This window comes from Pseudomonas sp. AC112 (assembly GCF_979253545.1).
Genome location: NZ_CEEDCM010000001.1, coordinates 6,355,379 through 6,366,968 on the forward strand (window position 1 = coordinate 6,355,379; position 11,590 = coordinate 6,366,968).

Annotated in this window: 10 protein-coding genes; 7 read left to right on the forward strand and 3 right to left on the reverse strand. The window is 61.4% G+C overall.

From position 1 onward, the window contains the following. Positions 1–26: 26 nt before the first annotated feature. Positions 27–188 (reverse strand): hypothetical protein, encoded by a 162-nt coding sequence (locus AC0IYN_RS29210; protein WP_016969018.1) that lies wholly within the window; start codon positions 186–188, stop codon positions 27–29. A gap of 604 nt (positions 189–792) precedes the next feature. Between AC0IYN_RS29210 and AC0IYN_RS29215 the strand changes: the two genes are divergently transcribed. Next, on the forward strand, positions 793–1,254 hold the full coding sequence (locus AC0IYN_RS29215) for a winged helix-turn-helix domain-containing protein (RefSeq protein ID WP_457239987.1): 462 nt from the start codon (positions 793–795) through the stop codon (positions 1,252–1,254). 92 nt (positions 1,255–1,346) lie between these two features. On the opposite strand, the gene AC0IYN_RS29220 is transcribed toward AC0IYN_RS29215, so the two are convergent. After that, positions 1,347–2,216 carry a Dyp-type peroxidase gene (locus AC0IYN_RS29220; RefSeq protein WP_406599157.1) on the reverse strand — a complete coding sequence of 290 codons (870 nt, stop codon included), beginning with the start codon at positions 2,214–2,216 and terminating at the stop codon, positions 1,347–1,349. Positions 2,217–2,354: 138 nt separating this feature from the next. Between AC0IYN_RS29220 and AC0IYN_RS29225 the strand changes: the two genes are divergently transcribed. Beyond that, positions 2,355–3,971: an NADP-dependent glyceraldehyde-3-phosphate dehydrogenase gene (locus AC0IYN_RS29225; RefSeq protein ID WP_406599156.1), complete on the forward strand. Its 1,617-nt coding sequence runs from the start codon at positions 2,355–2,357 to the stop codon at positions 3,969–3,971. A 156-nt stretch (positions 3,972–4,127) separates the two neighbouring features. After that, on the forward strand, positions 4,128–5,189 hold the full coding sequence (locus AC0IYN_RS29230) for an FUSC family protein (RefSeq protein ID WP_078050896.1): 1,062 nt from the start codon (positions 4,128–4,130) through the stop codon (positions 5,187–5,189). 219 nt (positions 5,190–5,408) lie between these two features. On the opposite strand, the gene AC0IYN_RS29235 is transcribed toward AC0IYN_RS29230, so the two are convergent. Beyond that, positions 5,409–6,164, reverse strand: a complete 756-nt coding sequence (locus AC0IYN_RS29235; protein ID WP_078047836.1) for a TetR/AcrR family transcriptional regulator — start codon at positions 6,162–6,164, stop codon at positions 5,409–5,411. Between the two features lie 356 nt (positions 6,165–6,520). Here AC0IYN_RS29235 and AC0IYN_RS29240 point away from each other — a divergent pair, with 356 nt between their 5' ends. The 4 genes from AC0IYN_RS29240 to AC0IYN_RS29255 are packed head-to-tail and all read left to right on the forward strand — an operon-like array spanning position 6,521 to position 11,150. Next, positions 6,521–7,228, forward strand: coding sequence for an ABC transporter ATP-binding protein (locus tag AC0IYN_RS29240; RefSeq protein WP_078047835.1), 708 nt, complete (start codon positions 6,521–6,523; stop codon positions 7,226–7,228). Beyond that, positions 7,225–8,442: an ABC transporter permease gene (locus AC0IYN_RS29245; RefSeq protein WP_471844513.1), complete on the forward strand. Its 1,218-nt coding sequence runs from the start codon at positions 7,225–7,227 to the stop codon at positions 8,440–8,442. The genes AC0IYN_RS29240 and AC0IYN_RS29245 overlap by 4 nt, the downstream gene beginning before the upstream one ends. Beyond that, on the forward strand, positions 8,435–9,913 hold the full coding sequence (locus tag AC0IYN_RS29250) for a TolC family protein (RefSeq protein ID WP_406599153.1): 1,479 nt from the start codon (positions 8,435–8,437) through the stop codon (positions 9,911–9,913). Before AC0IYN_RS29245 ends, AC0IYN_RS29250 begins: the two co-directional genes overlap by 8 nt. Next, positions 9,903–11,150, forward strand: a complete 1,248-nt coding sequence (locus tag AC0IYN_RS29255) for an efflux RND transporter periplasmic adaptor subunit (protein ID WP_471844515.1) — start codon at positions 9,903–9,905, stop codon at positions 11,148–11,150. Before AC0IYN_RS29250 ends, AC0IYN_RS29255 begins: the two co-directional genes overlap by 11 nt. The last annotated feature ends 440 nt before the right edge of the window (positions 11,151–11,590 follow it).

Genomic DNA, 11,590 nt, shown 5'->3' on the forward strand with positions numbered 1-11,590 from the left:
AGCGCCGGCGCCGCCCGTTTGGCGAATCAGTTCTGCGGACGCTGTTTGGTGGCGTCGAGCTCCGCTTTTTTCGCGGTGCTGATTTCGGTGATCTTGGCCGACTTCTCGATAGCCATGTTGAAGGTCGCTTCCATCTTCGCGATAGCGTCGTCGGCGCCGCCTGCTTTTACTGGTGGGACATCAGCCATGTTCATCTCCTTGCATCGATAGGGAAGTTATTTCAGTTGCGCAACAGCACGCTGAAAGTATGCAAACCGGTGAATGCCCAAAACGTCAGACAGTGAGCCTTCGAACCGCCGTTGGTTTGCATGGGATCCATACTACTCACGATCAAAACGCCTTCGCTGTGAAAGCTTGTGAAACGTTTCAGGCAGGCGCCGTGAAAGGTTTGGCTCAACCTGGCGTTGAGAAAAACTCATCGCCGGCGAGGCATGGAACTTTCATTAAAAAATAAAAACACGCTACAGGCCGCTGTCTACGTGCACTTACACGCCATCACCCGAACAAAAGTGAACAATAAGAGGCAACGAATATGACCAGCAAAGCAAGGTGTGGCCGTTATTTTCGCGACGACTTCACATTTTTCGCTAATAGCCTTTTGCCAAACTTTATAGATATTTCGATTTGTAACAGAAGCGACTTAATCATCGCGTTTGATAACTCGTCCCAAGCAGCCTACTTGCTTGGCGAATAACTTTCCCCGCGCCTGTTAGTGCAACTGCACTAATAACCAAAGGACTCGTGTGCAGGCGGGCTTACTCTGAAAAAACTTCCAGGTGATCTATGACCGACATGAATTATTCATCCAGAACTCTCCTCGAAGACGACGGTTGCACAGAGATTCACTTCGGCCCCTATCGACTGCTGCCCAAGCGCCATCAATTGCTCAAGCATGGTCAGCCGGTGAACCTGGGCAACCGCGCCCTGACCCTGCTGATCGCCCTCGCCTCACGGCCCGGCGAACTGCTGCAGAAAACCGAACTGCTCGACATCGCCTGGCCAAAGCTGGTGGTGGAGGAATGCAACCTGCGCACGCAGATAAAAACACTGCGCCGCACCCTGGGCGACGATGAGTCGTTCTATATCGCCACGGCGCCGGGGTTGGGTTACCGCTTTGTCGCGCCGACCTGGTTCGAACGCACGCCGAAGGCGGTGGTGAAAGAACCGGTGGTACTGGAGGTGTATGGCTGCCGTCATTGCCGCGGCGCCGGGACGATGCCGCTGTTTGCACAGATGGGTATGCAGAACAGATGATGGCCTGATCTAGCCCACCACCACACCGCCTGTAGGAGCCGGCTTGCCGGCTCCTACAGTTTGAATTTACAGCGCGGCGAAAAAATTTGGATTTACACCGAGGCAAAAACCGCGCTCAGATCCAAATGCCCACCCTTGATCGGCGGACACCAGTAATACCCCCCCGTCAACGGCGTACTCACGCGATACAACCCATCGACAATCCCATCCTCCAACCCACTCATCCGCCGCAACTGGGCTTCAAACGCATCGAACGAATGCCCAAACGCAAGAAACATCAACCCGGCCTGGCCGTTCTCGGCCCACGGCATCGAGCGACGGACCACGAAGGCTTCGGGCGTGAAACTCTCCTGCGCGGTGCGCTTGGTGTGAGCCGACTCGGGAGCGTCCTCCAACTCTTCATTGTCACCATGCCGGCGGCCGATAATGTGATCGCGCTCTTGTGCAGGCAACGCCGCAAACCCATCCAGGTCGTGCTGCCATTGCTGGATCGCGGCAAAGCTGGCGCCGCTGTCGGTCAGCGCGGCTTCAACCGCGGCGTCGTCGTGGGGGTTTTCGGTGCCGTCTTCGTAATCGGTCAAGTCAAAACCGGTCTTGTAGCGAAAGCCTTCGGTCGATTGCACCAGGCGAAAGCCCGGGGCCAGGGCCTTTTCCACGGCGCGGCTGCGCAACAGCAATTCACCGCGATCCTCGCCATGCAGCCACACCCACAAGGCCTGTTGGGTCGATGGGTTATGCGCGCCCGGCCCGCTGACCGTGGGAAAGGCGCGCAGGCCATCAATGCGGGCGCCCAGTGCGCTGACCAGCGGCTCGCCAAAACCGACCACCGCCGCCGAATCGGCCAACGGCACCAGCGCATCCAGCGCAGCGGGCACGGCTGCCAGGGCCTCCACGGCAAAAAACAGATGGCGTGCCTGCAACGGCACCGGTGCGGCAAGAATGCCCGGCTGGTAGTGACTCATGTGAACTCCTTCAAGAAAGCCGCGCAGTTTAACCTTCAGGCGCAGCGCAGCGAACAAGAAAGCGCGCAAGCCTTGCCATAGAGCCTGTTGTTGGGTGACTCTCTAGTCATGTTTTGCAACTATTCCAGGGGTAGCGACATGACCACCAGCAACCTGCTCGCCCAGCTGTTTCCCGCCTCCGCCGCCGCGATTCCCGAACAGTTCCAGCTCGGCGCGCCCATTGAACAGCGTGATTACCTGGTCGACGGCCAGTTGCGGGTATGGAATGGCCCTTTGGCCAAAGTGCAAAGCCCGGTGCAACTGGGCGACGAGCGCGTGCATATCGGCAGCACACCGCTGCTGGATGCCGACACCGCCCTCACCGCCCTCGACGCCGCCGTGCGCGCCTATGACCGTGGCCAGGGTGAATGGCCGACCCTGCGCGTGGCCGACCGCATCCAACATGTTGAAGCGTTCCTGCGGCGCATGCGTGAGCAACGCGATGCGGTGGTCAAGTTGCTGATGTGGGAGATCGGCAAGAACCTCAAGGATTCGCAGAAAGAATTCGACCGCACCTGCGACTACATCACCGACACCATCAATGCCCTCAAAGAGCTGGACCGCCGCTCCAGCCGCTTCGAACTGGAGCAGGACACCCTCGGCCAGATCCGCCGCGTACCGCTGGGCGTGGCATTGTGCATGGGCCCCTACAACTACCCGCTGAACGAAACTTTCACCACGCTGATCCCGGCGCTGATCATGGGCAACACCGTGGTGTTCAAGCCGGCCAAGCTCGGCGTGCTGTTGATTCGCCCGTTGCTGGAAGCCTTCCGCGACAGCTTCCCGGCCGGGGTGATCAACGTGATCTACGGCAGCGGCCGCGAAACCGTCAGCGCGCTGATGGCCAGCGGCAAGATCGATATCTTTGCGTTTATCGGCACCAACAAGGCCGCCAGCGATTTGAAAAAGCTGCACCCGAAACCACACCGCCTGCGTGCGGCGCTGGGCCTGGATGCGAAAAACCCCGGCATTGTGCTGCCGGAGGTGGACCTCGACAACGCAGTCAGTGAAGCAGTCACCGGCGCGTTGTCGTTCAACGGCCAGCGTTGCACCGCGTTGAAAATCCTGTTTGTGCATGAAGACGTCGTCGACAGCTTTATCGACAAATTCAATAAGAAGGTGGCCACGCTCAAACCCGGCATGCCGTGGGAAGACGGTGTGGCGCTGACGCCATTGCCCGAAGTGGGCAAGGTCGATTACCTCAACAGCCTGGTCGCCGATGCCGCGCAACACGGCGCCAAGGTGGTGAATGAGCACGGTGGTGAAAGCCGCGGGTCGTTCTTCTACCCGGCGGTGCTGTACCCGGTGAACCCGCAGATGCGCGTGTACCACGAGGAACAGTTCGGCCCGGTGGTGCCAATCGTGCCCTACCGTGACCTGGAGACGGTCATCGAGTACGTGCTGGACTCGGATTTCGGCCAGCAACTGAGCCTCTTCGGCACCAACGCCGTGGAAGTCGGGCGCCTGGTGGACGCCTTCGCCAACCAGGTCGGGCGCATCAACCTCAATGCCCAGTGTCAGCGCGGCCCGGACACTTTCCCGTTCAACGGGCGCAAGAACTCGGCCGAGGGCACGCTGTCGGTACATGACGCGTTGCGCGTGTTCTCGATCCGCACGCTGGTGGCGACCAAGTTCCAGGAAAGCAACAAGGCGCTGGTCAGCGACATCCTGCGCAACCGTGACTCGAGCTTCCTGACGACCGACTACATTTTCTAAGAACGGCGCCAAACACATTGTGGGAGCGGGCTTGCTCGCGAATGCGGTGTACCAGCAGCGGATGTATTGGCTGACCCACCGCATTCGCGAGCAAGCCTGCTCCCACATTTGATCGCGCACATTCATACAATCGAGGCCACTTTAATACCGATGAATCTGCACCTACCTCTGTTTGCCCGGCGCCTGCTACGCCCCTTGCTCGACCCCTACCGCCGCTATCGCCACGCCAAGCTGATTCACGCCGTGCGCGTGTCCATCGGCTTGCTGGCGACGATCCTGCTGACCACCGGCATCAACCTGCCCCACGGTGAGTGGGCATCGGTGACCATGTTGATCGTGATCGGCGGGTTGCAACACCACGGCAATATTGGCAAGAAAGCCGTGGAGCGCGCCTACGGTACCTTGATCGGCGCCAGCGTCGGTTTGCTGCTGGTGGTGCAACAGGCCTACTTCGGCCAACCGTTCCTGACCTACCTGTTGATGTCGGCGGTGTGCGGGTTCTTTTCCTACCACGCCATCGGCAAAGGCGGCTACATTGCGCTGCTGTCAGCGATCACGGTGTTTATCGTTGCCGGCCACGGCGACAACCCGATCTCGGATGGCCTGTGGCGCACCGTCGACATCCTGATCGGCATCGTCCTGGCCCTGGCGTTTTCCTTCGCCCTGCCGTTGTATGCCGTTTACTCCTGGCGCTACAACCTGGCCAGCGCCTTGCGCGACTGCGCGGCGATCTACAGCCGGATCATCAATGGCCAGTCAGTCACCGATGACGAACACCTGAAACTGCTCAACCGCTTGAATGCGGCGATGTTGCAACTGCGCTCATTGATGCCGTCGGTGTCCAAGGAAGTACGCATTTCGATGACGGAGTTGGACGCGATCCAGCGCCACCTGCGCATGTGTATCAGCACCCTGGAGATTCTTGGCAATACCCGCCCCGATCCACGGGATGAGCAGGCGATGGCGCGAATGCAAGTGATGTTGAGGGCCGAGCATCGGCAGATTCGCGTGCAACTGGTGGGAATGGCACGGGCGTTGAAGTCGGGTGTGACGGAGCGGTTGGAACGGCCCAGTCACATCAACGGCACCGAACCTACGCTGGATGCGCCGGTGTACAGCGCGCTGGACGGATACCGGCTGTTGACGGTGCAACTGGCAGCAAACGTGGATGCGATGCGCCAGCGCCTGGCGAAAAGCGCCGGGCATTGGAAGATCTAGAAAGGTGGGCCGTTGGGGTTTTTACCAAGAAAAATACTTTCACACTTTCTCTTACATATTTTTCACGTTTTATTCACATCCCGAGACGTAGGGTGAAGCCTCATCCGTTACAAATGTTGCACATCAAGCCCGCCGCCCCAGCGGGCTTTTTTTTGCCTGATTTTCGCTCAGCCACTCCCACCGTGGCAGTAGGCGTCGGCAAGCCGGCGCCTACAGGTATCAGCGGGCGGCTTTGCTGGCAGGTGCCGCCTGCTCGCGAATGGCGCGCTGGGTATCCAGCACCCTCGCCAGCGCGTTTTCGGCTTCCGGGCTTTGCTGTGGCACGCGAATCGCCGCCGACACCAGGGTGATCAACTTGGCCATCACCTCCGCATCCGTGGCCGGGCGGCCCAAGCTCATGGAGTTCATCAGCAGGCGCAGTTCAGTGCCGGCCATCACCCCGGAAATCGCCTTGAGGGCAAATTGCAGGCGCACCCCCAGTTCATTGCGCGGCAGGTCCGGCAAGGCCAGGGCAAAAGCTTCGAAGAAGCGCTGGAACACCGGCTGGTAATGCACCTTGAGGTATTCCTGGATAAACGGCGACGTATCGCTGTACACCCGCCCCAGGAAACGGATAAACGAGCGCCCTTCCCCACTGGCGCTGGCCGGGTCGCTGCGCTCCAGGCCCATGGCCGGGGCGAACAGCACGCCAAGCAAGGTGTCGCAGTCCAACGGGCCGTCGGACTCGGCCTCGCAGCGGGCCAACAGTTCCAGGCGCTGCTCGTTGAGCGGCTCCAGGCGCTGCTTGAGCAGGGTTTGCATCAGGGAATCCTTGTCCCCGAAATGGTAGTTCACCGCCGCCAGGTTGACCTGCGCACGCTCGGTAATCTGCCGCAACAAAACCGCGTCGTATCCGTACTTTATGAAGAGAGCCTCTGTCGCATCCAGCAGTCGAGTCTTGGTAATGTTTGGAGCGCTGACTTTCTTCGCGACCATAGAAGTTCCACGTGGGAAATATTGTTTTAAAAAATAATTTGATTTTTTATACCGGGGCCTTCGTCCGAAAGCAAGTAGTGACACACCGCCATATGATCGAAAGCCTTTGCAGCCGGGCTCCCTGAGGCTAGTCGAAAGGTCTGTGAGTGGCCTGCTGCCCCGTCGCAGAAATCGTTTCAAAGGATGAAACCGCTCTATATCCATGGCTGGCGAAGCCGCTGGAACACGGTTAGTATTCAAACAATATTTTAAAAACAAGAAATAAAACCAGTCCGTGATGCGTACCAGGCGGTTCCCGAAATTGTAAAAAGGCTTTTCCGGGGCAGCGCGGCACCGTCGAGACTGAAGGCGTAGTCATGATGACAGATACCCCCGCGCACCCAGGCTTGATTTCCCTGCAAGGCATCGGCAAAAGCTATCAGCTGGCCGGGCAACACCTGTCCATTCTTAATGATGTCTGCCTGTCCATCGCCAGCGGCGACAGCTGCGGCATCCTCGGCGCGTCCGGCTCCGGCAAAAGTACCCTGCTCAATATCCTCGGCCTGCTCGACCTGCCCAACTGCGGCCAGTACCACTTTGCCGGCCACGATATTTTCAATGCCACGCCCGACCAGCTGGCGGCGATCCGCAACCAGCAGATCGGCTTCGTGTTCCAGAGTTTCAACCTGCTGCCACGCCTCAGCGCCCTGGATAACGTCGCCCTGCCCTTGAGCTATCGCGGCGTATCGCGGCATGAATCCGTGGAACAGGCCTTGCGCATGCTTGAGCAAGTCGGCCTGGCCGACCGCGCCCACCATCGCCCCGCCGACCTCTCTGGTGGCCAACGCCAACGCGTGGCCATCGCGCGGGCATTGGTGGGCAAGCCCTCGGTGATCCTGGCCGATGAGCCCACCGGCAACCTCGACAGCACCACGGCCCAGGAGATCATGGACCTGCTGCTGGGGCTGAATCGCGAGCAACAGGTCACGCTGATCATCGTCACCCACGACCCGCACATTGCCGAGCGCCTGGAACGCAAGATCCTGGTGCGCAACGGTGTGGTGCAAGAGGCCGGTTGCCTATGACCCAGCAGGTAAACAGCCGCCTGCGGGTTGAACAGAGCCTCAGCCAACTGCTGCATGAAGCGTTCATCAGCCTGCGCACCCTGGGCAAGCGCTCGGTCCTGGCATTGCTGGGGATCGTGATCGGCAGCTCGTCGGTGGTGGCGTTGATCAATATCGGCCATAACGCGGCGGTGGATGCCGCGATGATCTTCAAGGACATGGGCACCGACACCCTGATCGCCCAGTTCCCACCCAAAGGCGGCAGCAGTACCCCGTTGCCCGCCCGCCTCGACCTGGACGCGGTACGCCAGACCGTGCCGGGCATTGCCCATATCGGCGCCCTCACGTTATTCAGCGGGCCTATCGTGTTTCATGGCCGGACCGTCAACGCCAACTTTGTCGGCAGCACGCCAGGCGTCAAGGACGCCATGCGCCTGGCGGTGCACCAGGGGCGTTTCCTATCGAGCTTCGATGCCAACGAAACCTACGGCGTGATCGGCGATCAGCTGGCCCAGGCATTGGGAGCGCCAGGCGACCCACTGCAACTGGGCGACCGCGTGCGCATCAACGACTACCTGTTCCTGATCGTCGGCATCCTACGCAACCAGCCCCGAGCGATGCTGATGCCGGTGCAGGCCAACGAATCGCTGTTCATCCCCGCCGAAGGCATGCGCCGTATCTATGCCACGCCGCAAATCGGCAACGTGATCATCCGCGCCACGCCCGGCCAGGACATGGAACGCCTTGCCAGGGACGCAGCCGCCGCCTTGAGCCCCCAGCTTCCCGACCACGATGCGGACATCCAGGTGCCCCAGCAAATGATCGACGGCATGACCCGGCAAAGCCGCACCTTCGCCTATCTGCTGCTGGCCCTCGGCGCGATCTCCCTGGTGGGTGGCGGCGTGGGGGTGATGAACGTGATGCTGATGAACGTGTCGGAGCGGCGTCGCGAGATCGGTATCCGCATGGCCCTGGGCGCGCGCCAGCGGGATATCCGCAACCTGTTCCTGCTCGAAGCCGTGACCCTCACCGCCGTTGGCGCACTGTGCGGCGCGGTCCTGGGCATGACCGCCGCCTGGCTGTATGCCTGGCTGTCGGGCTGGGAGTTTGCCTTGGCCGTCGCCGCCTTGCCGCTGGGGGTGGGCAGTACGTTGCTGGTCGGGCTGTTCTTCGGCATCTACCCGGCGGTCTCGGCCTCACGGCTGCAGCCGGTGGAGGCTCTGCGCGATGAATAGGTGGCTGCTGTGGCTTGCGCTGGTCAGCCTGCCGGGCGTGGCCGCCGATGTGGTGATCAAGCCGTCGGCGCCGAGCACCACGCGCAGCGGCTACGACCGCAGTGTCTCGCTCAATGCCCAGGTCACCACCCTGACGCTCGGCGATGCAGTGTACCTGGGCCTGCGCAACAACCCGGCGATCCGCAGCGCGTACCTGCAACGGGTGGCACAGAAATTCGACCTGCGCGTGGCCGAAGATGTGTTCAACCCCAAGCTCACCCTCAACAGTTACTACCGCAGTACCCGTGGCTCCGCCGACAACGCGCGCAATGCCAACGTGGCGCCGGCCACCAGCCTGCTTGGCGAGTACGGCACGCGCCTGAGCATGGCCTGGACCCAGCAACTGAACACCGCCGACCGCGCCGGCCGCTACCGCAGCGACGGCCTGGACCTGGCTATCATCCAACCGCTGCTGCGCGGTGCCGGCTGGGATGCCACCACCGCGCCGCTGCGCCTGTCGCGGCTGTCGGAGCAGGCCAACCGCCTGAACCTCAAGGCCACCGTGGCACAGACCATCAGCCAGATCATCGCCACCTACCGCGAACTGCTGCGCGCCCAGGAGCAACTGAGCATCGTGCAGGATGCCCTCAAGCGCTCCGGCACCTTGTTGGAAGTGAACAAGGCGCTGATCAGTGCCGGGCGCATGGCCGAATTCGAAATCGTCCAGACCGAAGCCGATATCGCCACCCAGCAACTGGGCGTCGAAGAAGCGCAGAACCAACTGGACACCAGCCGCCTGGCCTTGCTGCGCCTACTGGCCCTGGACCTGTCCACGCCGATCCGCGCCACCGAAGCCCTGGAGGCCAGGCCCATGCAGATCGACAAGCGCCAGGCCTTCAACCTCGCGCAGACCCAGCAACCGGAGTACCTCGCCGCCCTGCTCGGCAGCCAGCAGGCTGACCTTAACCTGGTGATCGCCAAGGACTCCGGCCGCTGGCAGGTGGACCTGGTGGCCGGCGCCAACCAGGTACGCGACGCCTACGACAACGATGCCGGCCGCTCCAACAATCGCACCTGGGACAGCTACGCTGGGGTGCAGGTGCAAATTCCCATTGGCGATATCAGCACGCGCCAGGCCGAAGTGCGCGCGCGGGTGAATGTGGAAGACCAGGAGATTCGCATCACCGACGCGCGCCAGGAACTGGAACGCAGCGTCAACGACGTAGTGCGCGACCTCGGCACCCGCTGGCGCCAGTATGAAATCTCCCAGCGGGCGGTGGAATTGTCGCGACGCAAGATCGAGATCGAGCGGGAAAAACTCAGTGCCGGGCGCTCCACCAACTTCCAGGTGCTGAGCTACGAGACCGACCTGCGCAACGCCGAAAACGCGCAACTCAATGCGCTGATTGCTTATTTGAACGCCCAGACCCAGCTCGACTTGACCCTGGGCATGACGCTGGAAAGTTGGGAAATCGCCCTCAATGACTACTAATCAGAAACGCCTGCTGGGTGCTGTGTTGATCGTGCTACTGGGCGGTGCAGGCCTGGCCCTGCGCAGCCCGGCTTCAGACCCGGTCAGCGCCACCGATCAGTGGCTGGCCGTCAAGCCTGACGCACTGGTGCACCAGATCGGCCTGGTGGGCAAGATCGAGCCCGACACCACCATCACCCTCACTGCGCCCTTCGACGGCAATGTGCACGCCAACCTGGTGGAGCAAGGCCAGCGCGTCGAAGCCGGCCAGGTGCTGTTGCGCATGGACCCGGCGACCCTGGAGGTGCAACTGCGCGACGCCCTCTCCGCCCAACTCAAGGCCCGGCGCACCGTGCAAGAGATGCAGGACTGGGACAGCAGCCCCGCTGTCAGCCGCGCCCGCCGCAGCCTGCGCACGGCTGAAATGACCGCCGGCAACACCCAGCGCAAACTCACCGAAAGCGAAAACCTGTTCAAGCGCGGCATCATCCCGCGCAATGAACTGGACGACCTCAAGCAACAGACCCAGCAGCAACAGCTCGACCTTGCCTCCGCCCGCAGCGAACTGCAGCAGGCCATCGACCAGGGCAAGGGCGAATACCGCCAGATCGCCGATATGGAGCTGACCAACGCCACGGTGAAATACGACGCCCTGCACAGGTTGCTCGAAGGCCAGGACGTGAAGGCGCCATTCTCCGGCATTGTGGTGCCGGCGCCCGGCAACACCTCCCCCCAGGGCGGCGGCAACAACAATACCCCGGTGCAGGCCGGCAGCAAGGTCAGCCAGGGTCAGGTGCTGTTCGGCCTGGCCAATATCGAACGGCTGAAAATCGTCGCCAAGGTGTCGGAGCTGGATATCAACCAGTTGCACCAGGGCCAGGCCGTGGAAGTACTGGGGGATGGCTTTGATGGCGAGCGGCTGACCGGTTCAGTGAGTGTGGTGAGTGGCTTGGCGATTGCCAATGACAGCCAGGGCAGCGCGCAGTTTCCGGTGACCTTGTCGATCCCCAGGCTCACGCCGCAGCAGTTGCAGCGGGTACGGCTGGGGATGAGCGCGCGGTTGACCATTGTGACGTACAACAATGCGCAGGCGATTGTGATTCCGAGCCAGGCGATTCGGGCGGATAAGACGGTCGAATACCGCGAGGCGATGGATAAGCCGGTGGAGCGGGTGAAGGTGACGACCGGGCAATCGACCGCCCTAGGCGTCGAGGTCTTCGGCCTGAAGCCCGGTTTCGTGGACACCAATCCCCTGTAGGAGCCGGCTTGCCGGCGATGACGGCCTGACAGCCGACCACTCTCCAACTGTTACCCCGCGATCCAAATGTGGGAGCTGGCTTGCCTGCGAAGGCGGCCTGGCAGCCGACCTGGATGTTGGATCTGACCGGGTTCATATCCGTTATTTGGGTAACGGCTGCTAATGGTTCCGCCCTTACGGCGGCTCACTTTTGAAAAGCCCAAAAGTAAGCAAAAGGCTCTTGCCCCAACACTCGGCACCTCGCCTAGGCTCGGTGTGCCCGTAATCCGACAGGAATTTGGGGGGCCGCCGCCCCGCGCCATCCATGGCGCGGGGCGGCTAAACCGGCATCCCTGCCGGTTTACCCCCCAAATCCCTGTCGAATTCCGGCCAGCGTGTTTGATGGGGCGTCTGAGATCAAAAGCAGGATCAAGATCTAGATCAAAAGCGGCTCGCTTCGC

Bases quoted from the DNA above. Each gene is read 5' to 3' on its own strand.
- AC0IYN_RS29250 (WP_406599153.1), top strand. From the start codon at position 8,435: ATGAATAGGTGGCTGCTGTGGCTTGCGCTGGTCAGCCTGCCGGGCGTG.
- AC0IYN_RS29215 (WP_457239987.1), top strand. From the start codon at position 793: ATGAATTATTCATCCAGAACTCTCCTCGAAGACGACGGTTGCACAGAG.
- AC0IYN_RS29240 (WP_078047835.1), top strand. From the start codon at position 6,521: ATGATGACAGATACCCCCGCGCACCCAGGCTTGATTTCCCTGCAAGGC.
- AC0IYN_RS29220 (WP_406599157.1), bottom strand. From the start codon at position 2,216: ATGAGTCACTACCAGCCGGGCATTCTTGCCGCACCGGTGCCGTTGCAG.
- AC0IYN_RS29225 (WP_406599156.1), top strand. From the start codon at position 2,355: ATGACCACCAGCAACCTGCTCGCCCAGCTGTTTCCCGCCTCCGCCGCC.
- AC0IYN_RS29255 (WP_471844515.1), top strand. From the start codon at position 9,903: ATGACTACTAATCAGAAACGCCTGCTGGGTGCTGTGTTGATCGTGCTA.
- AC0IYN_RS29245 (WP_471844513.1), top strand. From the start codon at position 7,225: ATGACCCAGCAGGTAAACAGCCGCCTGCGGGTTGAACAGAGCCTCAGC.
- AC0IYN_RS29235 (WP_078047836.1), bottom strand. From the start codon at position 6,164: ATGGTCGCGAAGAAAGTCAGCGCTCCAAACATTACCAAGACTCGACTG.
- AC0IYN_RS29210 (WP_016969018.1), bottom strand. From the start codon at position 188: ATGGCTGATGTCCCACCAGTAAAAGCAGGCGGCGCCGACGACGCTATC.